Origin of the sequence: Lujinxingia vulgaris (assembly GCF_007997005.1) — a bacterium.
Lineage (GTDB): Bacteria > Myxococcota_A > Bradymonadia > Bradymonadales > Bradymonadaceae > Lujinxingia.
This window is the reverse complement of sequence record NZ_VOSL01000056.1, coordinates 16,309-41,562: the sequence shown is the minus strand read 5'-3', so window position 1 is coordinate 41,562 and position 25,254 is coordinate 16,309. Positions and strand designations below refer to the sequence as shown.

The 25,254-nt window shown below is 67.2% G+C and carries 18 protein-coding genes; 15 read left to right on the top strand and 3 right to left on the bottom strand.

Going from position 1 to position 25,254, the window contains the following annotated elements; translation table 11 throughout:
* The first annotated feature begins 95 nt into the window (after positions 1 to 95).
* The 15 genes from FRC96_RS14445 to FRC96_RS14375 all read left to right on the top strand — a co-directional run bounded on the left by FRC96_RS14445 (position 96) and on the right by FRC96_RS14375 (position 17,277).
* On the top strand, positions 96 to 992 hold the full coding sequence (locus FRC96_RS14445) for a hypothetical protein (RefSeq protein WP_146975389.1): 897 nt from the start codon (positions 96 to 98) through the stop codon (positions 990 to 992).
* Between the two features lie 282 nt (positions 993 to 1,274).
* Positions 1,275 to 2,993 (top strand): hypothetical protein, encoded by a 1,719-nt coding sequence (locus FRC96_RS14440; protein ID WP_146975387.1) that lies wholly within the window; start codon positions 1,275 to 1,277, stop codon positions 2,991 to 2,993.
* Complete coding sequence (locus tag FRC96_RS14435) at positions 2,993 to 4,690, top strand: YncE family protein (protein WP_146975385.1); 1,698 nt, start codon at positions 2,993 to 2,995, stop codon at positions 4,688 to 4,690. The genes FRC96_RS14440 and FRC96_RS14435 overlap by 1 nt, the downstream gene beginning before the upstream one ends.
* 56 nt (positions 4,691 to 4,746) lie before the next feature.
* Entirely contained in the window at positions 4,747 to 6,348 is a 1,602-nt protein-coding gene (locus FRC96_RS14430) for a hypothetical protein (protein WP_146975383.1), read from the top strand.
* A gap of 35 nt (positions 6,349 to 6,383) precedes the next feature.
* Positions 6,384 to 7,130 (top strand): hypothetical protein, encoded by a 747-nt coding sequence (locus tag FRC96_RS14425; protein WP_146975381.1) that lies wholly within the window; start codon positions 6,384 to 6,386, stop codon positions 7,128 to 7,130.
* Positions 7,131 to 7,322: 192 nt separating this feature from the next.
* Entirely contained in the window at positions 7,323 to 8,744 is a 1,422-nt protein-coding gene (locus tag FRC96_RS14420) for a KamA family radical SAM protein (RefSeq protein WP_146975380.1), read from the top strand.
* A gap of 271 nt (positions 8,745 to 9,015) precedes the next feature.
* Positions 9,016 to 9,579, top strand: coding sequence for a hypothetical protein (locus FRC96_RS14415; protein WP_146975378.1), 564 nt, complete (start codon positions 9,016 to 9,018; stop codon positions 9,577 to 9,579).
* 150 nt (positions 9,580 to 9,729) lie between these two features.
* Positions 9,730 to 10,428, top strand: a complete 699-nt coding sequence (locus FRC96_RS14410; RefSeq protein ID WP_146975376.1) for a hypothetical protein — start codon at positions 9,730 to 9,732, stop codon at positions 10,426 to 10,428.
* Entirely contained in the window at positions 10,425 to 10,769 is a 345-nt protein-coding gene (locus tag FRC96_RS14405) for a hypothetical protein (protein ID WP_146975374.1), read from the top strand. The genes FRC96_RS14410 and FRC96_RS14405 overlap by 4 nt, the downstream gene beginning before the upstream one ends.
* 174 nt (positions 10,770 to 10,943) lie before the next feature.
* The gene (gene nadC, locus FRC96_RS14400; RefSeq protein ID WP_146975372.1) at positions 10,944 to 11,816 is read left to right on the top strand and encodes a carboxylating nicotinate-nucleotide diphosphorylase; all 873 of its coding nucleotides are present in this window, start codon (positions 10,944 to 10,946) and stop codon (positions 11,814 to 11,816) included.
* The gene (locus FRC96_RS14395; RefSeq protein ID WP_146975370.1) at positions 11,813 to 13,360 is read left to right on the top strand and encodes a biotin--[acetyl-CoA-carboxylase] ligase; all 1,548 of its coding nucleotides are present in this window, start codon (positions 11,813 to 11,815) and stop codon (positions 13,358 to 13,360) included. The genes nadC and FRC96_RS14395 overlap by 4 nt, the downstream gene beginning before the upstream one ends.
* Before the next feature lie 142 nt (positions 13,361 to 13,502).
* Positions 13,503 to 14,324, top strand: a complete 822-nt coding sequence (locus FRC96_RS14390; protein WP_146975369.1) for a hypothetical protein — start codon at positions 13,503 to 13,505, stop codon at positions 14,322 to 14,324.
* Positions 14,325 to 14,392: 68 nt separating this feature from the next.
* Positions 14,393 to 15,325 (top strand): DnaJ C-terminal domain-containing protein, encoded by a 933-nt coding sequence (locus FRC96_RS14385; RefSeq protein ID WP_146975367.1) that lies wholly within the window; start codon positions 14,393 to 14,395, stop codon positions 15,323 to 15,325.
* A 78-nt stretch (positions 15,326 to 15,403) separates the two neighbouring features.
* Positions 15,404 to 16,633, top strand: coding sequence for a S41 family peptidase (locus tag FRC96_RS14380; protein WP_146975365.1), 1,230 nt, complete (start codon positions 15,404 to 15,406; stop codon positions 16,631 to 16,633).
* On the top strand, positions 16,630 to 17,277 hold the full coding sequence (locus FRC96_RS14375; RefSeq protein ID WP_146975364.1) for a hypothetical protein: 648 nt from the start codon (positions 16,630 to 16,632) through the stop codon (positions 17,275 to 17,277). Before FRC96_RS14380 ends, FRC96_RS14375 begins: the two co-directional genes overlap by 4 nt.
* A 98-nt stretch (positions 17,278 to 17,375) precedes the next feature.
* On the opposite strand, the gene FRC96_RS14370 is transcribed toward FRC96_RS14375, so the two are convergent.
* The 3 genes from FRC96_RS14370 to FRC96_RS14360 form a co-directional block, all read right to left on the bottom strand.
* Positions 17,376 to 19,178, bottom strand: coding sequence for a hypothetical protein (locus FRC96_RS14370; protein WP_146975362.1), 1,803 nt, complete (start codon positions 19,176 to 19,178; stop codon positions 17,376 to 17,378).
* Positions 19,179 to 19,343: 165 nt separating this feature from the next.
* A complete protein-coding gene (locus tag FRC96_RS14365) occupies positions 19,344 to 20,765 on the bottom strand; it encodes an FAD-dependent oxidoreductase (RefSeq protein WP_146975360.1) in 1,422 nt (473 codons plus the stop codon).
* A 208-nt stretch (positions 20,766 to 20,973) separates the two neighbouring features.
* Positions 20,974 to 24,561 carry a serine/threonine-protein kinase gene (locus FRC96_RS14360; RefSeq protein ID WP_146975358.1) on the bottom strand — a complete coding sequence of 1,196 codons (3,588 nt, stop codon included), beginning with the start codon at positions 24,559 to 24,561 and terminating at the stop codon, positions 20,974 to 20,976.
* Positions 24,562 to 25,254 lie beyond the last annotated feature (693 nt).

Sequence of the window (25,254 nt, the reverse complement as noted above, 5' to 3'; positions counted from 1 at the left end):
GTATCAAGACGGTCGACGACGAAGAGAGCGAATCCACCGAAGAGCCCGCCCGGTTGAGTCTGCCGCGGCGCTGAGCAAAAAGAGGGAGCATGGGTATGCCGAGGCAAACGAAGTTGCGTATCGCCGCGCTGGCGCTGGGGTGGGTCCTGGTGATGGCGTCTTCGACGTCGGCCTGGGCCCAGGAGGGCGACGCCTATCAGCAGATGTTGCGCCTGAGCGCCCAGGCCCAGGAGCAGTATGACGCCGGGCAGCTCAAAGAGGCCGCCGACACCTACCGGGAAGCGTACGCGGCCTACCCGCAGCCGATCCTGCTCAAGAACGAGATGATCGCGCGCTACCTGCTCGAAGATTGCGAGCGCTCGGTGGAGCTTGCGCAGGGCTTTGAGGCCAGCGGGGAAGCGACGGCCGAAGATGAGCTCGACATCGCGGCGGTCTACGCGGACTGCTCGCTGGTGCTGGCCGAGGCCTCGCTGGAGGCCGGGGAGTTGGAGGCGGCGCGCGAGCAGCTCAAGATGGGGGAGGCCCATTGGGACGCGTCGCTGGCGGTGGAAGGGGAGGCGCTCTGGGAGCGTCTGGGCAAGGCGCAGGCCGAGCGCGAGGCTGAAGCCGAGGCGCAGAGTGCGGCCGCGAGTGCGGCGATTGAGGCGCCGCCCCGGGTCGATGGGCCGCCGGTGGGGGGCTGGGCCCTGACCGCCGGCGGGGTGGTGGGGCTTGTGGGCGCAAGCGCCTGGTACCTGAGCAGCCGAAGTGATTTTGAGGAGCTTGAGCAGGTTGCCGCCGAGGGCACCGACAGGGCGCGCTACGATGAGCTCTCATCGAGCGTGTCGACGGCGCGCTGGGGTGTGCCGACGCTCTATGCGGTGAGCGGCCTGGCCACCGTCGGCGGCATCCTCTGGGTGGTGATGCAGAGCTCGGACGAAGCGCCGGCGCTCACCGTGACGCCGGAGGTGGGTGCCGGGAGCGCCGGTGCTCGACTGCGGCTGCGTTTCTGAGCGGGCTCGGGCGCCGCGCGCGGGCGAGTTGATGCGCTCGCGCCGTCTCCGCAGGACGACATCGCGAGGGGGGAGGAGTGCGCTTCATCCACCTGTGGTGCGGCGCTGCCCCTGCGCAGACGTTGCGACGGGCGGATGCGCGCGAGGATGCCTCGTGACGCGGCTGTGGCCTGTGCTTTGCAAAGATATGTTTCGGACTCTTGAGAGTGGCGTGCGAATGCGCGTCGAGACCCGTGCTCTGTGTGGGTTCAGGGTGAGATGTGCGGTGAGAGTGAGGCGACGATGAAGGATCCTAAAAGACGCGAAGCCCCGGTGGCGCTGCGACTTCTGAGCGTTTTGGTGCTCTGTGCTGCGGTGGCCTGTGGCGAGTCGGGAAATTACGATGAGGCGGCCCCCGACGGCTCCGATCGGGAGCCTGATTTTGGCGCGGATGCCGACGCGGGTATGGGTGCCCCCGATGAAGATGGCGACCCGGCCGAGCCGCCCCCCGAGATCGAGGAGCAGATCGTGGAGCGCGTGGCCGCCACCGATCGCTACATCTTTGTGCCCACCGGGCGCGAAGGGGGCGACCAGGTCGCGCTGATCGATGGGGAGACCTTCCAGGTAGAACCGATTCGTGTGGGGCTCAACCCCCAGGCGGTGGTCGCCGCCGAGGTCGAGGGGGTGGGGGCGGTGGCCTATGTCTGGAGCGAGGGCACGTCGACCGTAGCGGTCGTGCGCGCCGACGTGCGTGACGCGCGCGACCGCCCGGACGTGCGTGTGGTGCGGGTGCCCCGGGAGGTCAATCAGCTGGCGGTGGCCCCGGGAGGGCGCTATGCGCTGGCGTATATCGACCCGGAGCTGCCGCTGCCCACCCAGGGGAGCGCCGTCTCGTTGCAGACGATGGCGCTCATCGCCCTGGGCGACGCCCCTGGCGAGGATGAGGCCTACCAGCTCTCGGTGACGCGTCGCATCGAGTCGATCTCGTTTAGCGAGGATGGTGCGTTTGGGTTTGTGGTGGGGGAGGAGGGCGTCAGCCGCATTGAGTTTGACGATGTGAAGGCCGACGCTTTTGTGCCCACGCTCGATCTCGGCGCGGCCACGCAGGACTTCCCGCCTCGCGACCAGGAGGCCGCGTTTACTGCCGACGCCTCGCGCATGATCCTGCGCAGCTCGCAGCTCTCGGGGCTGGGGCTCTTCGAGCTGGCGGTCGAGGAGCAGGCGGTGGCCGCGCAGCGCTTGCTGCCGCTCCCCGGCGTGCCCACCGACGTGGAACTTCGGGAGCGGGAGGTCGAGGGAACGCTTCGCCGCGAGGTGCTCTTTGCGATGCGTGAGCAGGGGCAGGTGGGACGTTTCGATCTCGACCAGGTGCTGGCCGCAGAGAGCGATGAGGCGGCTGCGGCGCTCGTCGAGCTCATTGATGTGGAGGGCGTGGAGGCGGGCATCGCGCGGCTGACGCCGGATGAGCAGTCCTTGATGATCTTCTCGACCCTGCCGACGTCTCCGAGCGTGGGGCTTCTCGATGTGGGCACTGGCGAGGTGCAGACGGTCGCGCTGCGAAATCAGATCCGCACGCTGGCGCTCTCGCCCGACAGCGCGATCGCCGTGGTGGTGCATCGCGCGCAGCCCGGAAGTGCGCCGGGCGGTGCGAGCTGGGAGGAGCGTTTTCGTTACGCCCACGGGCTGAGCCTGTGGGATCTGGCCTCGGGCTATGTGCGTCCGGTGGTGCTGGAGGCGGAGCCGCAGTCGGTGTTGATGGTCGAGTCGCAGACCGGCCCGACCTGGCTCTACGGGATGCTGGCCGATGAGGTCGGCACGGGCTTTGGGGTGGTGCGTATCTCGATGGAGACCTTCGGGGTGGAGGTCCTTCCGATCCCCCGGCGTCCGGCGCAGATCGGGGTGGTCGCCGACCAGATCTTTGTGACCCAGGAGGACGGCCAGGGGCGCGTGACCTTCTTTGATATTGAGACGGGCACCCAGCGGACGATCAGCGGGTTTGAGCTTAACGCGGAGGTGCAGTGATGCGAGGTCAGAAGTTCGCAATCTACCTGCTGATCGCAGCGCTTGCGGTGGTTGCCACGGCGGCCTGCGGTGGCGAGTCCGCCGGCCCACCCGGCGGCATCAACGACGCCGACGCTGGAGGCGACTATCAACCTCCGACCGATGATGGGGACCAGGGTGAGCCGCAGCCCCCGCAGCCGGAGGTGCCCGAGACGTACAGGTATTCGCAGCCGGCGATTGTGGGCGACAAGGTCTACGTCGCCAATGAGACGCTCGATGCGGTGGCGATCATCGACAGCCGCAGCCTGGAGATTCAGGCGGCCCCGGTGGGGCGGGCGCCCACGCAGGTGGTAGCCCCGGTGGATGGCGCCGGTGATGAGGCCCGGGTGATGGTGCTCAATGAGGGGGATCATACCGTCTCGTTGATCGACCCGGATGGCGGGGAGAGCCTGCATGTGCCGGTGCTTCGCCATGCCAATCGCCTTCAGGCCACCGCGTCGGGGCGTTTCGGGGTGGCCTGGTATGACAGCTCCGAGGCGGGGCCGGCCGGCGACCTCTCGGCCATCACGGTGGTCAGCAGCGCCGGCAGCTTCGATGTGGCGGTGGGCTTTCTGGTGCGCCAGGTGCTCTTTGATGAGGTTGGTGAACGGGCTCTGGTCGTGAGCGACGACGGGGTGAGCGTGCTGGATCTGGCGGCGATTGAGAGCGATCGTTTTGTTGCTCCGCGCCCGCTGACGCCGCCGGGCTTTGAGGCAGTTGACCCGAACGAGCTCCGGCTGCTGCTCGGCCCCCGGGGCGACACGCTGGTGGCCTGGACGCCGTCTGAGCCCTTCCTTTTTGTGAGTGATCTGAGCGAGGACGCCCGCGTTGCGATCGCGCTGGGCGCCCCTCCCACCGGCGCGGCGCTTAGCGATGCGACCCTCGTGCTGGCGCTCCGTGAGGCAAACCGCCTGCTCGCCATCACGCTCCCCGAGGGGCTGGAGGCCGCCCGCGCCGATCAGGAAGCTCGCGGCCTGTGGGTCGACGGTGCCTTTGTGCCGCCCCTGGCCGAAGAAGCCTTCGTGGACTCGGAGGGCTTTGTCTACCTGAGCCTTGAGGTGCCCGGGCTTGGCTCGGTGGTCTTGAGCGACGACGCGTCGGTGGCGATGGCCTTTACCACCAACCCGCAGGAGCAGCGCGGGGTGCTGGTGGATATGGCCAGCCAGGAGCTCAGCCCGGTGCGCTTTGAGAAAGAGGTGCGCGGAGTGCTGGCCGATGAGACTGGCCAGACCTTTCTGGTGATTCACCCGCGCCGGCCCGGCTCGCGCCAGGGGCTGACGCCGGCCGACCCGGAGTTTGTGGAGCGCAGCCACGCCTTCTCGGTGCTCGATATCGACAGCACCCAGACCCGGCTGGTGCTCACCGAGCTGGCCATCGCGCGCGCGGTGCTCTTTGCCCCGGAGGCGGGCGACGCCTTTGTGTACCTGAGCTACGAGAACCCCGAGACGGGCCAGGCCGAGCTTGTGGCGCATCGCGAGATCGTGCGCGTGAACCTGGGGAGCTTCCGCAGTGAGGTGCTGCGCCTCTCGGCGCTGCCCGACGCGATGGGGCTCATCCCGGGGACGGGGCGTGTCTACGTCAACCAGGTGCACCCCCAGGGGCGAATCACCTTTGTGGAGGCCGCCACCGGGGAGCGTCAGACGGTGACGGGCTACCAGCTCAACTCGGGGATCTTTTGATGGTGATGTTCAAGATGTTCACGAAGACGCCGCCTGATGCGGCAATCGAGGCAGTGATGCAGTGGATTCGACCTCTGATTCGACCCCATCGCCCGGCGATGATGGCGCTGGGGCTGGCGATGATGGCCGCGGGGTGTGGCCCGATCGAGCCCGCGCCCTGGACGGAGATGCAGAGCACCTTTGGCCCGATCCAGGCCGGGGAGGAGCTGGTCTATCTCGATCAGGCCCGCGATGAGCTGGTGATGGTAGAGCCCACCCGCAGCGCGCTCTCTGGCGAGCTGAAGACCGAGCGGATGGCGACGATGGGGCAGGTCAGCCTGGTGGAGGCGCTGGGCGATGGCCAGAGCATCTATGTGCTGGGCGGCGGCGCCACCCCGGAGCTTCGCCTGCATAACATCGTCGAGGGGGGCACGCGTACGATCGCGCTCAACAGCCCTTACGACCGCACCGACATCGATCCTCACGGGGAGTTTATGGTGCTGCGTCACTCCGGCAGCCAGAACATCGATGAGGCGCGCAACCTCAATGAGGTCGCGGTCGTCGATCTTCGGGAAGGCGCTGAGGATTCGGCCGACGTGCTCACGCTCTTTAACCGGGCGCGGGACGTGGTCTTTGCGCCGCCTTTTGAGCTCGACGGTCAGGCGTACCGCATCGCGCTGGGGCTCTCGACCAGTGAGATCACGTTGATGGATCTGGACGCCGAGCAGCCCGCCGACCGGCTGCGGGCGATCCCGCTCACGGTCAGCCAGGCCGACACCCCGCGCACACCGGTGCAGGTGGAGGTGGTGGTCGAAGAGGATCCGCAGATGCCGGGCACGGTGAGCATCTTTGTGCTCACCGATGTGGGCAGCGACATCACCCAGATCGTGTTGCAGCCGGCCGCGCGCGCTGAGAGCAACCGCCGGCTGGATATCGCCATCAACCAGCTCTACGCCGGCGCGCGGCCGGTGCGTTTTGAGGTGATGGATCTGGAGGGTGTGGGGCGCAGAATCTTCGCGATCGACGGAGGGCAGCCCCGCTTCACGATGGTCGATGTGCTCAGCGGGGAGTCGGACAGCTACGCGCTCCCGCTGGGCCGCGCGGCCGGCCAACTTATGCGCTTTGAGGCGCCGGCCGAGAGCGGTGCGGGCAGCGAGGCGCGCTTGATGGCCTACAGCACGAACGACACGCTGGTGGCGATGATTCGCCCCGAGCTCATCACGCTCAGCAGCGAGACGCCGACGGTGGGGCGCAGCGTGGAGGCGATCCGGTTGCAGTCGGCGCCGCGGCAGGTGTGGGTCGATGAGGCCGAGCGCCTGCAGCGGGTGGTGGTGGCGCATCACGCCGGGTTTTCGTTGATCAATCTCGTCACGAGTCGGGCGAGTTTTATTGACGGCGCCGGCGTGCTCAGCGGTGTGGTGCTGCATGAGGGCGAGGTGTTCGGGGTGTATGAGGACTCCGCCGGGGTGGTGCAGCTGGAGATCGAGAGCGGACGCACCAGCAGCGCGCGCCTCGATCTTAGGGCGCGCTCGGTGGCGCTGATCCCCTCGCAGGATCTTCTGGTGGTCGACCACGGCGGCGCCGGCGGCACGCTGACGGTGATTCCCACCAACGATCTGCAGACGGCACGCGCGCGCTCCTTCTTTGAAGTGACGCGCCAGCGCGTGCTCAGCCGATGAGCCTGGCTCCCCACGATGTTGAGATGAGGTTGATGATGAGAGAGACGACGAAGCGCACGATGGTGCTGGGAATGCTGGTGGCGACGGCGCTGGTCACTGGCGCGCCGACGGCCGAAGCGCAGGAGGTGCAGGCGCAAGCAGCGCCGGGGCAAGCTGCACCGGCGACGGCCGACGGACCGCGCTACAGCCTGAGCTACGCGGGACGTTTTGTGCCTGCGACCCACGATGCGGTGGCGATGGGCCTGGGGGCCGGGCCGTCGCTGCGCCTGGGCATGGAGGGCCTCTTTATGGAGGAGCTGGGACTGGGGCTCGTCGTGCACGGCGATACGCGAAGCGCGACGCCCTTTGGCAACTCCATGATGTTGGACTGGGAGCGCACCGGCGTGATGGCGGAGCTCGACTACGGGATGCGCTTCTTCGACGAGCGCGTGCGTCCGGCCGTGCGCCTGGGGCTTGGCTATATGCACCACGAGCTTGACCTCTATGCCGACGGGGGCACCTCCAACGACTGGGACAACCACTTTGAGGGCAGCGCGGGATCGCTGGCGTTTACGGCGCAGGCGGTCGTGGATCTGACGCTTCTGCGAAGCTCCACCCGGGCGTGGGCTTTCGGGCTGTACGGGGCCTGGGGGCTTGCGGGCCACACCAGCGCGAACTTCGACGCGATGGAGCCCGTCTACGAGGAGGGCGATCGGGTGGAGCGCGCGCCGATCGACGCTGGCTCGGCCGGGGCGCTTCGCCTGGGCGGAGAGATCGGGTTTTCGCTGGTCTGGCGGCCCTGATGACGCCCGGCTTTGCGGCTCGTGATGCGGGTGGCGACGACCTGCACACTTGACACTTTGCCCCGAAGTTTCCAGATTGTGCGAGCCGGACTCGCCGCCACGAAATCCCGTGGCGAGTGTGGACTCGGAGCGCGGTTACGGCCCGCCGCGCCATTTTTTTCAATCTGGAACTTTTTGAGGAGTCCACACCCCATGGCGAGCGCAGAGAACGTCCCCACCCCCGAGAAAGCCCCGAAATCCCACGCCGCACCGCCCGCCGAGCGTAAGGCTCGCCCGCCGGTCGATCCCTCGGTGCTCCGTCACCGTGAGCTGAAAGGTGGCGAGTTCTGGCGGGAGATCCCGGCCTTTGCCAACGTGAGCGAGGAGGAGTTCCTCGACTACAAATGGCAGATGAAGAACTCGCTCTATGGCGAGGATAAGCTCATTGAGCTGATGGAGGGGCTGGCCCCCAAAGCGTTCGTCGACGACGTGCTGCGCGGCTTTCACCTGGCGCCGATGGCGGTGCGCGTGACGCCTTACCTCTTCAGCCTGATCGACTGGAACGACCCGCTGCACGACCCGATCCGCACGCAGTTCATTCCGGTGGCCTCGCGGCTGACGGTGGATCACCCGATGCTCACGCTGGACTCGCTGCATGAGCAGGCCGACGCCCCGGTCGAGGGGTTGACCCACCGCTACCACGATAAGGCGCTCTTTTTGCCCCTGGACACCTGCCCGGTGTACTGCCGCTTCTGCACGCGCAGCTACGCCATCGGCGTGGACACCGACGTGGTCGAGAAGGTCAGCCTGAAGGTCAGCCCGAAGCGCTGGGAAGAGGCCTTTGCCTACATTGAGAGCCGCCCGGAGCTTGAGGACATCGTCATCAGCGGTGGCGACGCCTACAACCTGGCGTTTAAGCATATCGAAGCCATCGGCATGCGCCTGCTGGAGATCCCCAACATCCGTCGCATTCGTTTTGCGACCAAGGGGCTGGCGGTGATGCCGATGAAGATCTTGAGCGATGAGCGCTGGCTCGACGCGGTGACCCGGGTGGCCGACCACGGCCGCAAGGTGCACAAGCAGGTCGCCATTCACACCCACTTTAACAACCCCAACGAGATCACCGAGATCAGCCGCCGGGCCACCAACACGCTCTTTGAGCGGGGCATCACGGTGCGCAACCAGTCGGTGCTCCAGCGCGGGGTCAACGACGATCCGGAGACGATGCGTCTTCTGGTCAAGCGTCTGGGTGAGGTCAACGTCGAGGCCTATTACGTCTACCAGCACGATATGGTGCAGGGGGTCGAAGATCTGCGCACCTCGCTGCAGACCAACCTCGATATTGAGAAGTTCGTGCGCGGCGCGACGGCTGGCTTTAACACCCCGACCTTTGTGGTGGACGCGCCCGGTGGCGGCGGCAAGCGCGAGGCGCACTCCTATGAGCATTACGACCGGGAGACGGGCGTGAGCGTGTACAGCGCGCCCTCGGTCAAGCCCGGGCAGCTCTTCACCTACTTTGACCCGCTTCACAGCCTGAGTGAGTCGGCGCGAAGCGACTGGAAGGACGCCGGCAAGCGTGAGCAGATGGTGCAGGACGCGCTCTCAGCGGCGCGCAACCACCAGGGTCAGCGCTAAAGACCGACGCGAGCACTTCGCCAGGGGTTGAACTGGCGAGGAGGGCGATAAGGTTTGATGAGACGGCGCGGGGAGCCTCCCCGCGCCGTCTTTTTTTGTGGCGGCGCGGCCCCGGCGGTATCACGTTGGGGGGCGTTTCGTGTGCGCGCGTTTCCTATGTTGGATTCATTGATTAAATCGCGCACCCGATGCGTCCAAGCAGCGTGAGCGGTCGACATGTCGAGCCGCTGGCGTGAAGCCTTCTAAGAGTCCTGGTGAGTGAGAGGTCGATATGCGTTGGATTCAGGTGTGGTTGGCGGCGATGGTCACCGCGGCGGTGTTGGTGGGATCGGCAGGTGATGCGCAGGCGGTGGTGCGCGCAGGCGTGGACGTGCGCTGGCTGCCGGTGGCCATCGAAGATACCAAACTTGAAGAGGTGGAGCTCGGCGGAAGCCAACGCCAGCTGGAGAGCCTGGGGGCCGGAGCCAGGCTGATGTTGGGCTTTGATGTGTTCGCGATCGGCGCGAAGGTCAACTTCGCGCGCCATACCTTTGCGGACCCGGAGCTGAGCTACACCCAGGTCGACGCCAATCTGCACGCGCGCTTCATGATCCCGTCGACTCGCCTGGCCATCTATGCGGAGGCCGGGCCCTCGATCGCGCTGGACCTGGCGAGCACGGGATATAACGCCGGTATCGGCGCGGAGGTCGACGTGCTGGGCTGGCCGGTGCTCGACCTCAACTTAGGGATCGGGGCTCAGTACGCTCGGGTGCCGGTCAACGCCGGTCCGGGGGAGGAGCGGATCAACGAGGGGTTGAGGGCTATCGTCTACGTGGGCTTCGATTTTTCGATTTGAGGCGTCCGGAGCGCCGGGTTGAAAAGGGGCTGACGGGGCCCCTTTTCGGCTAATTTCTTGCGGGTGTCCCCGCTGCGATCAAGGCTCGTGCGTCCAGAGCCGGGAGACATGATGTCTCCGTGACCGCAGCATCAGACACGGACGCCTTGCATGCAGCGAGAGTGGTATTTGATCGACGATGAGGGGATTCATCGTCTGGATTTAGGCGAGCAGAGCTCAGTGGAGTTCTGGGACGGAGAGGGCAGCCCGGATGAGGAGACCGGCCAGTGGCCGGGGTTCTCGCAGGTGGTCATCGATGCCTCGCCATCACGGGTGGTCGAGGCGCTTAAGCGCACCGCGCCGATGATGGAGATCGGGCTGAAGGAGGTCACCGCCCACCCGGAGCGCTGGGAAGGCGGCGTGATGGTGGCCACCGATGGTCCGCTGACCCTGGTGGCGGAGCCAGGCGTCGATCTCGACGAGCGATTTTTAGGGGCGGAGTGGGCCGAAGAGCTCTTCAGCGAGCTGCGTTGCAGCGGCGCGTTCTTTGGCTATGAGCCTCACCTGGGCAGCCTGCACCTGACGATGTACGAGGAGGGGCACCCCCGCTTTGCCTGGTGCGACTCGTTGTTGCCGGGGCCCAGTTATGCGATGGTCTTCGAGTCCGACGGTCGGTGCACCAACGAAGATCCGCGTCAGTTCGCGCTGCGCGAGTTGGAGCTTCCGCCGACAAGCCCCCTGCTGGATCGTTACCACTTTGTGTGGGCGAACCTTCGGGCGCTGGGCATCGAAGAGCTGCGCCCGGAGCTTGAAGCCCTGCCCATTGTGGCGGCGATGCAGATTCGAGAGAGCGACGAGGAGAGCGCATGATCAAGCGTCTGTTAAGTGTGTCGGCCCTGATGGTGAGCGTGATGATGCTCTCGGGCTGCGGGAACTTCGGTGGCGCCGTGGCGGGTGCAGAGTGTCGCGACGACCGCGACTGCGCGCCGGAGAGCCGTTGCCAGCGTGGCGACAACTATCCTTTTGGGATGTGCACGCTCTCGTGCGATCGCCATGAGGACTGCCCGGTGAATACGGCCTGTGTGGATCGCAGCGGCGGGATATGCCTGCCGATGTGTGAGCGTTCTCTGGATTGTCGCGAAGACTACCGCTGCGACGACGTGCGGGACGAGCGCGGCGGGGGCCGCAGCGATGTGTGCGTGGGCGACTGAGCGCACCGAGCTATGTGAAGGTTGAACGCCGGCCTCCCACACGGGGGCCGGCTTTTTTGTGGGGTGCGCCCTTGCCGGGCAAGGATCTGAGAGTAAGGTGTCGACCATCCACGCGCAGCTCCTGCCGCGTGCCCCCCGAACCTTCCCGACCCCCTTATGCTGTGAGCAAACGCGATGCACCTTTATATCAGCCCTCGGATTGAGCAGCTCATCGATCTGGCGATCGATGAGGATGAGATCGGCTTTGATGTGACCTCCCAGGCCTTTTTTGCCGGGGAGTGGGGTAAGGCGGAGCTTGTGGCCAAGCAGGACTTTGTGCTGGCCGGCGCGCCGGTGGTTCGCGCGGTCTTTGCGCGGGTGGACGCAGCCATTGAGGTTGCGTTTGCGCGGGACGATGCCGCGGCGTTTCAAAAGGGAGAGGTGGTCGCGACGTTGCAGGGCCCGACGGTCTCGCTCTTGCGGGGGGAGCGCATCGCGCTGAACTTCATGCAGCGCATGAGCGGCGTGGCCACGCTCACCGCGTCCTTTGTGGCGGCGCTGGGCGACTCGGCGACCCGGGTGGTGGACACGCGCAAGACGCTCCCGGGCTGGCGCGCGCTCGATAAATATTCGGTGCTCTGCGGTGGCGGGGCCAACCACCGCTACAATCTGGCCAGCGGGGTGATGATCAAAGACAACCACATCGCCGCGGCCGGTTCGGTGGCCGAGGCGGTCAAGCGGGTGCGTCTGCAGGCGCCGCATTCGGTGCGCGTGGAGGTCGAGATCGACGAGGTCGAGCGCGTGAGTGAGGCGCTGGAGGCCGGCGCCGAGATCATCATGCTCGACAACATGAGCCGCGAGCAGATGGTCGAGGCCGTGGCGATCATTCGTCGCCATCCCCGCGGCGCGCACGTTGTGATCGAAGGCAGCGGGAACATGACCCGCGAGCGCCTCAACGACCTGGGTGATGTCGGGCTGGATATCATCTCGGTGGGCGCGCTGACGCATTCGGCCAGCGCGGTGGATGTCTCGATGAAGCTGCGTGAGAGCAGCGGGAGCAAGGGATGAGCGGCCAGCAAAACCCTCCGATTGTGGTTCACGCCGAGGTGGGGTCGACCAACGATGAGGCGCTGGAGGCGCTGCGTCAGGGGGCGCCTCACGGCAGCGCGGTGGTCGCCGAGCAGCAGCTGGCCGGGCGTGGTCGGCGAGAAGATCGTGGCGAGCGCCGGGCGTGGTATTCGCCGGCCAACGCCAACGTGTACCTCTCGGTGGTGTTGCGTCCGAAGCTCGATCCGTCGCGGGTCTCGGGCATCACGCTGGCCTGCGGTGTGACGATCGCCCACGCGTTGCGTGCGTTGGGCGCGGGCGACGTGAGGCTGAAGTGGCCCAACGATCTCTATATTGGCGAGCGTAAGGTGGGGGGAATCTTGAGCGAGGCGGCCACCGGTGTGGGCGGGCTCGAAGGCGTGGTGGTGGGTGTGGGCATCAACATCAACGTGCCCGCTGGCGAGTTTCCCGGGGAGCTGCGCGATCGGGCGACGAGCCTTTTGAGGGAGAATGGCCGCATTTTTGATCGTCTCAGGATCGTTCAAGAGGTTCGGGCGGCAATCCTGGAGGCCTGCGCGCGTCTGGAAGCCGGCGGGTTGCCGGACTTCGCCGAGGACTTCAGGGCGCTCGATGTGACCCTGGGCCGCGAGGTGCGCTTTGAGCAGGAGGGCGTGGCGATGCGCGGCATCGCCGATGGGCTCTCGGCCCAGGGCGGCCTCTGGGTCAAGCGCGATGCTGGCGAGCGGGTGGAGGTGATGGCCGGGGAGGTGGTGATCTGCGGGCTTGGTCGAGGCAAAGACGCGGCAGCCGACGTGTTGCCGGCGCGCCCCACCGCCGAGGTGGAGGCGCACGTGGAGCGGCTTCTGACCGCCCAGCCCGGGTCACCGCCGCAGGCGCGCCGGGTGCGGCGGCGCTTTGCGCTGCGGGCCAGTGAGCGCGTGGGGGCGCGCTACTGCCGGCTGGAGGTGGAGGTCGACGCGGCGTTTGCTGACAGTTACCTGCGCCCGGGCCAGTACATCACGCTGGGGCTTGAGGGGCATCCTCCCAACTTCTATGTGATCGCCGGGGTGCGGGGGCGGGTCTGGGAGTTTCTGATCGAGGTGGAGGGCGACCTGGGGAGCGCGCTCTCGGAGCTGGAGGTGGGGGCCGAGGTGGAGGTCAGTCTGGTGGAAGGCGGAGGCTTTGAGCCAGCGAGCGGGCGTGGGAAGACCGCGCTGCTCTTTGCGAGCGGCAGCGGGGTGGCCGCGGTGCTGCCCCTTGTGGATCGGTGGCTCTCGGAGCAGGGGCGGCCGGAGCGGATCGCGCTCTTCTACGGGGAGCGCCATGAGGAAGACCGGGCGTACGCCGAGCGATTGAAGCAGCTTGAGGAGGCGGGCGTGGAGGTCTTCTTCGCTGCCGAAGAGGGCGGGGCGTATCGCTACGTTCAGGACGCCTTTGAGGCTGCCGGGTTGCCTGTGAGCGACGCGGTGGTGTACGTGAGCGGCGCGGCGGTGATGACCAAGGCGGTGACCGAGCGGATGATGGCCGCCGGCGTCGACGCCAGCCGCATTCATATCAACATCTGAGCGCCCGCGCCGGTGGCGCGCCGTGCTCGCCGCCCTATCTTGTGGAGGTGGGGGGGGCTGGGCTATGCTGGCGCGCCCGTTCGGGGCAAGGTTCTTGAAGATTCGTGCGCCTGTCGCACACCTGCTTGAGTGAGGAGATGTCATGTCGACGCCCGTATACCGTTTGATGGCGCACGCCTTTGTGGCGACGCATACCTGGGAGGCGTACCCGGATGTGCGCGAGGCGATGAGCAAAGCGGGTCTGAACAAAGACGGGGTAGAGCGCGGCAAGGCGCTGCTGGCCGAGGCGGAGGCGCTGGTCGCCGCGCGAAAAGAAGAGGCCGCCGAAGATCGCATTGGCGAGCACGCCATTCATATGGCCGTGGCCGAGCTGGAGATGTGGTTGCAGACGGTGCGCGCCTCGTTGCGCCATAAGGTTAAGGTTGAGGAGGTGATCAAGCGCGCGCTCGATCATCACCTGCACGCCAGCGAGCACACGTTGAGCGCGGTGGCCGGGGCGCTGCGTACGCTGGCCGTGCTGCGGACCGACCCGCGCGTGGTCGAGGGCTTTGGCTCCAGGCGGGCGTTGCACGATCTATTGATTCACGGTCAGACGCTGCTGACCAAGGTCTTTACGCTGACGCGCCAGCGCCTGGAGCCGGGGCTGGGCACCACGGTGGCGCCGGCCTACGATGCGCTTGAGGCGCATCGCGGTAAGCTGATCGGCTGGCTCGTGGAGTTGGATCGGGCGGTGAGCAACGTCGGCGACCGACCCGACGTGGTGGGGCTGATCGGGTATGTGCCTCCCGGTGTGGGGCTGCCCCTGGGCGGCGCTTCCTTTGCGGTGACGTTGCACCAGCGCGCGCAGCAGAGCCCGCCGGATTTGAACTCGGCCAGCGCCGATTGCGCCGGGTGGTCGATCGGGCGCCAGGGGCGCAACCGTGAGAACCTGGGGCCGGGCTTTATCGAGCCCTCCTTCGAATAAATCGAAGAGAGCCGGGGGGAGCGTGCTGTTAAGACGAGCTGACCTGTGAACCTGAACCTGTGGTGGCTATGAAAGACGATCTTTACGGCATCCTGGGCGTCTCCAAGAAAGCGGACGCGGCCACGATCAAAAAGGCGTATCGAAAGCTGGCGCGGGAGAACCACCCGGACGTCAACCCGGGGGACGCCGCCGCCGAGGAGCGTTTTAAGCGCATCTCGGCGGCGTTTGACGTGCTCAGCGACCCGAAGAAGCGCAAACTCTATGACGAGTTCGGCTTTGACGGGCTGCGTGAGGGCTTTGACGCAAAGCGGGCCCGGGCGGGACGTCGACGAGGCGCCGGGGCGACGGGGTTTGAGGGGGGCGCGAGCTTTGAGGATATTTTTGGCTCGATGTTTGGCGGCGGGGCGGGGCCCGGTTTTGCCGGAGCCGGCTTCGGGGGCGGGGCGGTCAACCCGCTCAAGGGGCGCGATAACGTCATGCCGATCGATCTCGACTTTATGCGGGCGCTCAAGGGCACCGAGTTGACCTTCTCGGAGGGGGAGACCAAGACCTTCACCGTGCGCGTGCCGGAGGGCACCGACACCGGCGATCGCCTGCGCGTCCGGGGCAAAGGGGGCGCCGCGCCGCGCACCCGTCAGGGCAAAGGGGAGCGCGGGGACCTCCTCCTGGAGTTTAAGGTGAAGCCACACCCGAAGCTGCGGCGTGAGGGGCTCGATCTTTATCTGGATGTGCCCATCACGGTTCCCGAGGCGGTATGCGGGGCGTCGATCTCGGTGCCGACCCCCTGGGGGGACTACACCGTAAAGGTGCCCGAGGGGGTGAACTCCGGGGCGAAGCTGCGGCTGAAGGGCCAGGGGGTCAAGCGCGGCTCCAACCAGGGCAACTTCTATGTGGTCTTGCAGGTGCACACGCCCGATCGCATTGACGATGCGACGCGCAAGGCGGCCACGCAGCTGGCCGGCGGCTACAGCCAGGACGTGCGCGCCGGGCTGAAGCTGTAAAGGTGGGTGGCGGCGCTTAGCTTTAAGACGTGACGCCGCTGATGCGTCGTACGCAAATCGACAACCCGGGGGGGAGCGATGAGACGCTGGCTGGTAGCGTGCGCCTTGTGGGCGTGTGTGTTGGCGCAGAGCGGCTGTCAGACGGGGCCGGCCTGCGGGAGTTTTCCGCTCGACGCCGAGACCCGGCGCTGCATGGTCTCGACGATCGACGCGATGGTGCGCGACCATTACCCCTTTGCCGAGCAGAAGGGGGTCGATATGTCATTATTTTTCAAGGGCTTATGGGCATCGCTCGACGATGCGGAGCTCGACGATGAGTCTTTCGTGCTCTCTCTGGCGCAGTCGCTGGCGATGCTCGAAGACGGTCATACTCGCCTGGAGCGTTACCGCCTGGAGGAGGTCGGAGCGCCGCCGGTGAAGCTGGCGTTGAGGGCGGGGCAGGTGGTGGTGCGCCGTGCCGCGCCGGGGGTGGGGCTTAAGCCCGGCGAGGTCATCGCGGCGATCGATGGCCGGCCCGCCCCCCCGGTGCTTCGCAGCGCCTTCGCTTCGGCCGAACGCGGCGCCTCTGGCGAGGTCTTGCTCCTCGGCGCTGACGCCGCGCTCGCCGGCGAGGTGGGCACGGATGTGCGGCTGCAGACGGCGTCGGGCCGGGTGGTGCAGCTCACTCGCCAGGCGGTGCTGCACGAGCCTTTCATCCGCCGCTTTGGCGATGTCGGCTACCTGCGCATCAAGACCTTCGGCTTTATCGATGATCTCGACCGCCTCGATCGCCTCATCAACGAGCTGATGGACACCCGCGGTTTGATCATCGACCTGCGCGACAACGGCGGCGGCTACCCCTCGGTGAGTGACGGGCTCTTCGGGCGTCTGGTGGCCGAGGACGGCGCGCCTTTTGCGCTCGTTGACCGCCAGGGGCGCGTGCATCGGCATATGCAGGCGCGCTCCCGCGGGGAGACCTACCCCGGCGAGGTGGTCGTGCTGGTGAATGAGGGTACGTTTTCGGCCGCGAACTACTTTGCGCATCGCATGCGCGAAGAGCATCGCGGCGTGCTCCTTGGCGGGCGCACCGGGGGAGGCGCGGCCTCGCCAGACCGCGGGCTGATGCTGGTGGACGGGCTGTGGTTTCAGGTCTCGACCTATGTCGTGGAGACCTTAAGCGGGTTGAACACCGAGGACGGCATGGCACCCACCATCCCTCTCGACGACGCCGACGCCTGGTACGAGGTGCCACCCGAGCAGGGGGCTCTGAGCGAAGAGCAGGACGTGATGCTGCGCCGCGCGCGCCGCTACCTGGAGGGGGTGCAATGAGCCTGCGATACACCGCGGCCCTGAGCGTGATGCTGGGGCTTTGCCTGGCTGCCGGCCAGGCCTTTGCCGAAGACGACGCGCGCCCGGCACCCGATATCATTCAAGCCTCACACCAGGGCACCCAACCTGCGCCGCGCGTTGACGCACAAGCGCCAGAAGACGGCGCCAGGCCTGAAGAAGAGCGCCCTCGCCTCTTCGGACTCGGCGTGTTCACGCGGGGCGGGATGGCCGCCTACCGCGCAGCGGGGTGCGGGTGCGTCGACCGAAAGACCTGGCGAGCCGGGCTGGGGGCCAGGCTGCATGTGGGGTCTTATCTTGCGGCTGAGTTCGGCGCGAATTTTGGCATGATGATGCTCGGCGGAAACTTCCCGCTCAATGGCTGGGAGGTGGCTGCACGCTGGCAGCCGGCTCCCCACGCCGGCGCTCGCGCTGTGGCCGGGCTCTATACGCGCCTGGGTTATGCCTCAATGCAGGTCATGGGCATGCGATCGGCCGGCGCGCCCGGCGTGAGCGCAGCATTGGGTTGGTCGCTGGAGCTCGTGCCCATGCTCTCCCTGGAAGTGGAAGCCGGGGCGCAGCGCCACTTCGGATCGATGGCCCACTGGCAGCTCGGTGGCCAGCTGGGGATCGCGACGCGCTTCTAGGCGCGCAGACGCAAAAAAGCCGCCCGTCGCCGGGCGGCTTTTTCAACATCGACGCGCGCGTCATCGTACCGCGTTTCCACGCGCGCCGGGGCCAGCTCTTAGAGGGGCAGACACGCCGTGGCGTCGGCCACCGCGCCGAAGAAGTCATCGCCGGCGCTGCCGCTGATGCTCAGGCCGGTGCAGCCCACAAGCTCGCCGCCCGTGCCGACGTGGATGCCGTGCAGGCCGCTGCCGGTGATGGTCAAGTCGCTGACCGTGACACGAGAGTCGTCGTAGATCAGGATTGCAGATTGGGTGTCGGAGTTACCGGTCCAGCGTTTTGAGCCAGCATTGCTCAGCTCTACGTTGATGAGTTTGTTGTCGGGGAAACGGCTCGCCGCGAAGCGAAAGCCTTGCCAGTAGCCGGAGAGCTCCTCGGTGCCCTTGAAGACAATCGTGTCGCCGTCGGTGGCGTCTGCGGTGAGCCGGCCACCGTTGACGTCGATGCCCATGTCACTCTCAGCTTCAAACGTTGAGCCCGGGCTCAGCGTGAGGTGGCCCTCGACGACGATGTTGGCGCTCAGGCGTACAGGAACCTCAAAGGCAGGCCAGGTCTGGTCGCGGGTCAGCTTGGTGACCGCGCCGGTGCTGTTGTAGAACACCGTTACAGCCTGGCGATCGTTGTCGACAAACGCCAGATCGGCGCTGAAGCCGCCGATCTGATTGGGGCGCGTAAGCAGAGGATTGGCGTTATTGCTAAACGTCGATCCGCTTACGTTGACTTCTCCCTCGCGGGTCGCCGCGTGGAGCGCGGCGTAGTCGTTGTTGTCGAAGGTCGTGTTCTCGATGGTCAGGCGCGAGGCGTCACCATCAATAAAGACCGCGCCCCGAGCATCACCGTTGCCGCTGTAGGCTTTGCCGCCACCGTGGGCGATGAGCGCATGGTTGATCCGGTTGTTAGCTGAGGACGCATTCTCGAAATGAATTCCACCCCAGCCGCCACGCTCCCCATTGACGGCTTGAAGGGTAACGCGGGCGCTTTCGGTGCCGGCGATATTCAGAGAGCCGGTGTCATCGGCGATGGTGACGCGCACATCCTGAGCTAGCTCCAGCGTGGCGCCGGCGGCGATGGTGATGTCGGCTTGCACCGATAGGTCGCGCGTGATGCGGTAGGTGTAGCCCGGCCAGGTGCCCGAGAGGGAGACCGTCGAGGCGGAGCCCGTCATCAAGATATGATCCGCGTCGTTCTCGCTGATCGTCAGGTCGCCTTCCAGACCCGCGAAGTGGTTGGGACGCAGGCGCAGCGGGAGCTCGTTGTCGGTAAACGAGGTGGTCTCGACGCTGAGGGTGCTCGCGTCGCCGTCGGCGTGGATGCCGGCGAAGGCGTTTTGTTCAAAGGCGCAGTTCGACACGCTCAACCGCGACTCGCCGCGCACGTAGACCGCGCCTTTGGATTCGCTGTTGCCGGTGAAGCGCTCGCCACCGGCGTTGCGGATCGTCACGTATTCGAGCACGTGGTTGGAGGTGCCCGTCTCGTTGATGTAGATGCCGCCCCAGTAGCCGCGCTCATCATCGACGCCCTGGATGAGGATCTCGTTCTCTTCCTCGCCCACGGCCTCGATCGTACCGGTGCCGCTGAGCGTGATGGAGCTTCCGGCCCCCATAAAGACGGTGGTGCCCGCCTCGATGACCAGGGTGCCCGAGGAGACGTTGAGCGGGTTGTTGATCTGGTAACAGCTATCGCTGGAGAGCGTGGCGCCGCTGCTGACGTCACCACTGTTGATCTCTTCGCAGACGTCGGGGTTGTCGGGGCGGGGATTCGGGTCGGGATCGTCGTCGCCGGTGACGCAGCCCACGCCAACGCTCAGGCAGAGGCCGCCGACAAGAGTGAGGTTGGCAAGTCGTGTAATCAAGGTGTTCATCGTACCCTCCCAAAACATCAAGGTAGAGAAAAAGTCACCCGGCTGGGTGAAGGGGAACAGCGATGTTGTGCGCTTTAGACGAGGTCGCAAGCGCGATATTCAACGATGGGGAGGATGTATCAACACTTTTTGTGCAAAGCAAAAACAAAGCGCTTGGCGCGGCGTTCAGGCGCCGGAATCGAGTTTGCGCGCGCAGGCGGCGATGGCCGAAGCCAGGGTGGCCGGGGGGTGAAGCAGCGCGGCCAGCTCGGGCAGGGTGAGCCCGGAGCGCAGGGCGACGGCCAGCTCCATGATGGCGTTGGCCGCCCCGGGGGCCAGCAGGCGCGCGCCCAGGAGTTGGTTGGAGCGGCCGTCGCTCACCAGCTGAATGAGGCCGTCGGGAGCGTCGCTAAACGAGCCCTGCGGGTGCTCGCGCAGGTCCAGGGTGAGGCAGCGCGCGTCGAAGCCGGCCTGACGCGCCTGCTCTTCGTCCCAGCCCACCGCGGCCAGGGGAGGATCGGTGCGAATCACAAAGGGGACGGTGGGGGTGTAGCCGGCGGTGCGCGAGGGCATCACCGCGTTCTGGGCGGCGAGGATGGCGTCGCGGGTGGCGGCGTGGGTGCGGGTGCCGCGGCCGATGACATCGCCGGCGGCGAAGATGGCCTCATGGGTGGTGCGGAAGGACTCGTTGACGTGCAGAAAGCCGGTCGCGTCGCGCTCCACCTCAAGCGCCTCCAGGCCCAGGCCCTCGGTCGAGGGGCGGCGGTTGTCGACGATCACCACCCGGGCCGCGCTCCAATGCGTGGGTGAGCCCTGGTGGGTGCCCAGCGCGCGGGTCTGGCCCTTGCGTCGCTCCAGGTGGGTGACCGTGGCGTTGAGCACGACCTTGATGCCTTCAGCGCGCAGAGACTCCAGCAGACGAGCTTCGAGCAGCGGGCTGTGGTCGGCGTCAAAGAGGCGGTCTTCTTCGTGGAGGATGGTGACCTCGGCGCCCAGGCGCGCGAAGGCCTGGGCGTAGGTCAGTCCGATGTCGTGAATGCCAAAGAAGATCAACGACGCCGGGAGCTCGGTGGCGGTGATGAGATCGCGCAGGCTCCAGGTCTCAGCCTCCTCGATGCCCTCGACCCGGGGGGGCTGAGAGGTGGCGCCGCAGGTGAGCAGGACCCGATCGGAGGACCAGCTGCGCTTGCCGACGACCACGCTCAGGGGCTCGCGGCGCTCGGCGTCGGTGTTGGCGATGAGGCTTGCGCGCCCGTCGACGAGCTCCAGCCCGCGCCGCCGGCGAAGTTCCGAGACCAGGCTCTTGTGCGCCCGCTCGATGCAGTCGTGGACGTGCGCGCTCAACGCCTTTAAGTCCACGTCGAGCGTGGCGCTGCTCAGACCCGGGAGCGTGGGGTTGGCGGCGCGGTGGCGCAGCGTGGCCGCGCGCATATAGAGGCGCGCCGGAAACACCCCCACGTGCAGCGCGTTGCCCCCCAGGGGCAGCCCGTCGTTGACCAGGGTGACGCGGGCGCCGTGGTCGGCCGCCCACATCGCCGCGGCGCAGCCCGCCGAGCCCCCGCCGATGATCGTCAGGTGAAGAGGTGCTTCGTGCTCGTCTGTCGCCATGGTTCGGGGCCCCCGACCCCCGGGGTAACCCGCCACGCCGAGCTCACGAGACACCGCTCGTCTCCCGGCATGAACACCCCCTTCGAGAATGGTTGTCTGTGAGTATGCGTCGGCCCGACCTCGCCGCGCCGCTGCCCCGGGCTCCCTGACACCGACGAGCCCTGGACGGCATAAAAGCCCCCAAAACAAGCGCACCCGCGCCTCGTTTTCAAGGCACTCGCAGCAAGATCCGATCGATGGCCGCGGCCTGATCCTGGCGGGCCATGCTCAGCCACTGGCTGCGCGCGATCTGCAACGCGCGCCGGGCCCGGGCGTGCTCGCCAGCGCGCAGCGCGCGCTCGCCGGCGTCGCGCGTGATCACCGCCAGATCGGCGTCCACAAAGCCCGTGCTCTCCAAAAGCGGCTCGCCCTGGGCCAGGTGATGATCCCACTGCTCCCAGCGCCCGTGGTGGGCGGCCGCCGGAAGGTTGGCCAGGTGCGCAAAGGCAAGATACCCCCCGCGCTGCGAGCCCTCCACCAGCGTGAGCACTTTGCGAAAGAGCGGGGCGGCGTCGTCGACGTGGTTCTGCACCAGACGCACCATCCCTAAGTTGACCAGCACCACCACGTCGTCGGCCATGCCGATGCGCTCGAGCATCGCCAGCGATTCGAGGTACGCCCGCTCGGCCTGATGCAGGTTCCCCACCTGCCGATGCACCTCCCCGAGGTTATTGAGCACGCTGGCGACCTCGCCGACGTCGCCGTAGCGCTCAAAGACCTCGCGGGCGTGCAGGAGCATGGCCGTGGCGCGCTGGGGGTTGCCCAACGTGGTGTAGAGCGCGCCGAGGGCCATCTCCACGCGCGCAAGCTCCAGATCTTCGCCAGCCTGACGAAAGGCCTGACGCGCGCGGCGGTAGTGCTGCTCGGCCTCGTAGTACTCCCCGGCCCAGTAGCGCAGCTCGGCCAGGGTCTGGGAGGTGCGCGCCTCTCCGATGACCTCGCCAGTGGCCTCAAAGATGGCGCGGGCCTCTTCGATGAAGGTGAGCCCCTCGGGGATCTGGCCGCGGCGGTTGGCGACGTCGGCGCGAAGCTGCATCGCCCAGCCCACCAGGCGCTGGTCGGCGCGGGCTCGCCCCACGGCCACGGCCCGCTCCAGGATCTCGTCGGCGCCGGCGAGTTCGTCCTGGCGGATGAGGATCATGGCCCGCTCCAGCCAGCCCTCGGCGCGGCGCACGTCGTCGTGGGGCACGTGCAGCTCGTCGAGCAGAGCCTGGTGGCGCTGCAGGTGCGTGTGGGCCAGCTCGAACTCGCAGCGCACCCGGGCCTGGCCGGCGGCCTGAAGCATCGGGCCGAGCGCCTCTTCGGGGAGCCCCGCGGCGATAAGGTGGCGCGCCCGCCGCAGCGCCAGCCCGGGCTGCGAGGGCGGGTAGAGCTCTTCGAGCGCCCGGGCGCAGTGGGCGTGGTGGGTGCTCAGGCGCCCCTGCTCTTCGGCCAGGCGCACCAGCGTCTCGCGCAGGGCCTCGTGGGTAAAGCTCCAGCCCTTGCCTGCCAGCGTGGCCAGGTCGGTGGCGACCATCTGATCGACGGCTAAGAGCGGCAGGGGCACCCCCTCCTTACGGCAGACTGCCTTCCACTCCCGGCGGTGCACCTCGGTACCGAGCACCGCGGCCAGCTCCAGGCCGAGCAGCGCGTCGGAGGGCGCGTCGCGAAGATCGTGGCGCACGATCTGCCGCAAACGCTCCCGGAAGACCTGATGCAGGTCGGTAGGCATCGCGCCCGACTCCCCCTCCACCAGCTGAAAGCCGCCTGGGCCGTGCTTGAGCACGCCTCGCTCTACCCAGTCGCCGACGAGCTGCACCGCGTAGAGCGGGTTTCCGCCGGTGCGGACGGTGACCTGCTCAATGAGCGCGGCGTCCAGCCCCAGAAGCTGGCTGACCAGATCGCGCTGATGAACGTCGGCCAGCGGACCCACATCGATGGTGGAGACGGGCTCCTGGCCAAAGAGCTCGCGCAGGCGCTGGCGGGCCAGCGGACGCTCCAAAAGCGCGTCGGTCTGCACCGTGCCCACCACCAGCAGCGCCAGGCGTTTGGCCTCCGGGGAGCGCAGAAGGTGCTCCAGCCAGGCCAGCGCGTCGTTCCCCCATTGCAGGTCGTCGAGCACGATGAGCAGGGGGCGCGTGCGGGCAAAGCGGCGCAGAAAGCGCTCGATCACCACGTAGCGCTCCGCCGGGGTGCGAAAGCGAATGCGCGCCTCCTCCTCGCGGTAATCCGGCAGGGTGGCCGCGCAGATGATCTCGGTGAGCGCCAGGCAGTCGTGCAGATCATCGGGCCCCAGCGAGGTGTCGGAGACGCTCTGGCGCACCCGCTCCAGCACCCGCTCACGGGGCAGGCCCACGCAGCGCAGGTGGTTGGCCATCATCCCGCCCAGGCCGTCGGCCGGGCCCTCCAGCGGGCTGTGGGTGGCGGTGAGCGGGGTGGCCGCGCCGAGCTCGTGAGCGCGCTCAGCCATCCAGCTCGCCAGGCGGCTCTTGCCAGTGCCGGTGCCCCCGCGAAGGAGCGCCACCCGGGGACGGCTATGGTGGGCGACCTGGCGCAAAGACTCCCAGAGGGCGTCGCGCTCGGCGTCGCGGTTGACCAGGGGCACCTGCCGCAGCCCGAAGAGCCCCAGCCCCACGCCCACCATCTCCAGCGAGAGGGGTGGGGCCTCCTTGCGGTGCCAGGTGCGCGGTACGTTGTAGGCCGCGCCCACCGCCCGGTGGCGTGGCGAGGAGGGGGGGCGCTCCAGCGCGCGCAGCTCCGGCACCGAGGGCGGGGAGTTGATGACGTCGCTCAAGATCTCGGTCATCCCCAGATCGTCGACGCTCGACGAGGGCGCAAGCGAGGGGTTCAAAGGCGCCACAAAGCCCAGCGGGCTCGGCTGGCCGGGGCGCTCTTCACCCTCGGGCTCCCCGAGCGCGAAGAGGGCCTGGGCGGCGTCGGCGGCGCGCTGAAAACGGTCCATCGGGTTTTTGGCCAGGAGCTGCCCCAGCCACACCCCGAACTCCCGCGGCACCGCAAAGGGCGCCCGCAGCGGCGGAAGCATCCCCTGGAGATGCCCGCGCAAAATCGCGTCGGTGTCCCCGTCGCGAAAAGGCGGCTCCCCGTCGACCAGCCAGTAGGCCAGACACCCCAGCGCGTAGAGGTCGGTCCAGGGGCCGTGGTCGCGCCATTGGCCGGTGATCTGCTCCGGCGACATAAAGCGCGGGGTGCCCGAGATCGTGCGCGGGGTCTCCTCATGCTCCACGTGCTCATCATCGAGGGCGTGGGCCAGGCCGAAGTCCGAGAGCTTGAGCTGGCGGCCCTGGGCGTCGTCGACAAAGAGCACGTTGGCCGGCTTTAAGTCCCGGTGGATCACCCCGCGGGCGTGGCTGTGCGCCAGCGCGTCGAGGATGCGCACCAGGATGTTGCGCACATGCCACCAGTCCAGCGTGCTGCGGTCGAGATCCTGGAGGCTGTAGCTGGCCAGCTCCATCGCCAGCCAGGACGACCCGGCCACAAAACGCCCGCCGGTCTGCGCCTCGATCTGCGGGCTGACCTCCCCGCAGTCAAAGACCATGATGATGCCCGGGTGATGCAGCCGGGCCACCGCGCGCACCTCCGCCCGCAACGCCGAGCTAAAATGCGGGTCGCGCGCGCGACGCGCGGACATGACCTTGACGGCCACCTCCACCTCGCGGTCCAGGTGCACCGCGCGAAACACCTCTCCCATGCCACCCTTGCCGGCGCTGGCGAGGATGCGGAAGGGGCCTACATGGGTGGGATCTACGGCAGAAGGCAAAGCGAGGGTCCGCGGCGAGCTGATGCGTGACGACTTAGGTCGGTGAGCCAGCAGTGTAGACCAGGACGGCGCCGAAGGGAAAAGGGAAGGAGCCCGACCATGCAAAAGGTGCGCGTGTGAACACCGGGCGTCGCCCCTGCCAGAAATGTGCCAGATCGTCTCAGCGGCCGATAGCCGATCCCACCCTCGTCGCAGGGCAATCGCAAAGTGGGTCCCCACCACCCGCCACCGTAGGGGGACCCCTTGTGGGTCCCCGCCCTGGGAGTTCCGGAGGGGCCGAGGGGCGATCGCTCAGCGTTGATGCGCTTAAGCGACCTTCTTTCAAATTGAAATTTGGATTCCGAAGCCTTCGCCGCATGCCTGGTGAGGCGTGCGCGCGTCGCGAAGGCTTCGCTGCGTCTCGGGGGGCGAGGCACGCGTTTGCGAAGCCTTGATCGTGGCGATCGCCCGCCTGACCTGACGAGCGAAGCGGCTCGCAGCGTGCTCGCGCGTTAAAATCCGGCCGACAAAGGCTTTGTGGAAGGTTTTAGAGACAAAAAAAGCGCCGCGAACGCTTCGCGGCCGCTCGGCAGCCGTCCGATGACGAGGCGAAGGGTAGGACCGGCGTGTTTGATGCGGAAAAAACCTCTCGAAAGCCTGTTGAGGGGTGCGTGGACGGCGATAAGGCGTCGCAAGCGTGTTCGAACACACCAT

Excerpts from the sequence above, each read along its gene's own strand:
- FRC96_RS14405 (WP_146975374.1), top strand. The coding sequence starts at position 10,425 with ATGATCAAGCGTCTGTTAAGTGTGTCGGCCCTGATGGTGAGCGTGATG.
- FRC96_RS14410 (WP_146975376.1), top strand. The coding sequence starts at position 9,730 with ATGCAGCGAGAGTGGTATTTGATCGACGATGAGGGGATTCATCGTCTG.
- FRC96_RS14390 (WP_146975369.1), top strand. The coding sequence starts at position 13,503 with ATGTCGACGCCCGTATACCGTTTGATGGCGCACGCCTTTGTGGCGACG.
- FRC96_RS14380 (WP_146975365.1), top strand. The coding sequence starts at position 15,404 with ATGAGACGCTGGCTGGTAGCGTGCGCCTTGTGGGCGTGTGTGTTGGCG.
- FRC96_RS14365 (WP_146975360.1), bottom strand. The coding sequence starts at position 20,765 with ATGGCGACAGACGAGCACGAAGCACCTCTTCACCTGACGATCATCGGC.
- FRC96_RS14415 (WP_146975378.1), top strand. The coding sequence starts at position 9,016 with ATGCGTTGGATTCAGGTGTGGTTGGCGGCGATGGTCACCGCGGCGGTG.
- FRC96_RS14395 (WP_146975370.1), top strand. The coding sequence starts at position 11,813 with ATGAGCGGCCAGCAAAACCCTCCGATTGTGGTTCACGCCGAGGTGGGG.
- FRC96_RS14375 (WP_146975364.1), top strand. The coding sequence starts at position 16,630 with ATGAGCCTGCGATACACCGCGGCCCTGAGCGTGATGCTGGGGCTTTGC.
- FRC96_RS14430 (WP_146975383.1), top strand. The coding sequence starts at position 4,747 with ATGCAGTGGATTCGACCTCTGATTCGACCCCATCGCCCGGCGATGATG.
- FRC96_RS14420 (WP_146975380.1), top strand. The coding sequence starts at position 7,323 with ATGGCGAGCGCAGAGAACGTCCCCACCCCCGAGAAAGCCCCGAAATCC.
- FRC96_RS14370 (WP_146975362.1), bottom strand. The coding sequence starts at position 19,178 with ATGAACACCTTGATTACACGACTTGCCAACCTCACTCTTGTCGGCGGC.
- nadC (WP_146975372.1), top strand. The coding sequence starts at position 10,944 with ATGCACCTTTATATCAGCCCTCGGATTGAGCAGCTCATCGATCTGGCG.
- FRC96_RS14425 (WP_146975381.1), top strand. The coding sequence starts at position 6,384 with ATGAGAGAGACGACGAAGCGCACGATGGTGCTGGGAATGCTGGTGGCG.
- FRC96_RS14445 (WP_146975389.1), top strand. The coding sequence starts at position 96 with ATGCCGAGGCAAACGAAGTTGCGTATCGCCGCGCTGGCGCTGGGGTGG.
- FRC96_RS14385 (WP_146975367.1), top strand. The coding sequence starts at position 14,393 with ATGAAAGACGATCTTTACGGCATCCTGGGCGTCTCCAAGAAAGCGGAC.
- FRC96_RS14435 (WP_146975385.1), top strand. The coding sequence starts at position 2,993 with ATGCGAGGTCAGAAGTTCGCAATCTACCTGCTGATCGCAGCGCTTGCG.
- FRC96_RS14440 (WP_146975387.1), top strand. The coding sequence starts at position 1,275 with ATGAAGGATCCTAAAAGACGCGAAGCCCCGGTGGCGCTGCGACTTCTG.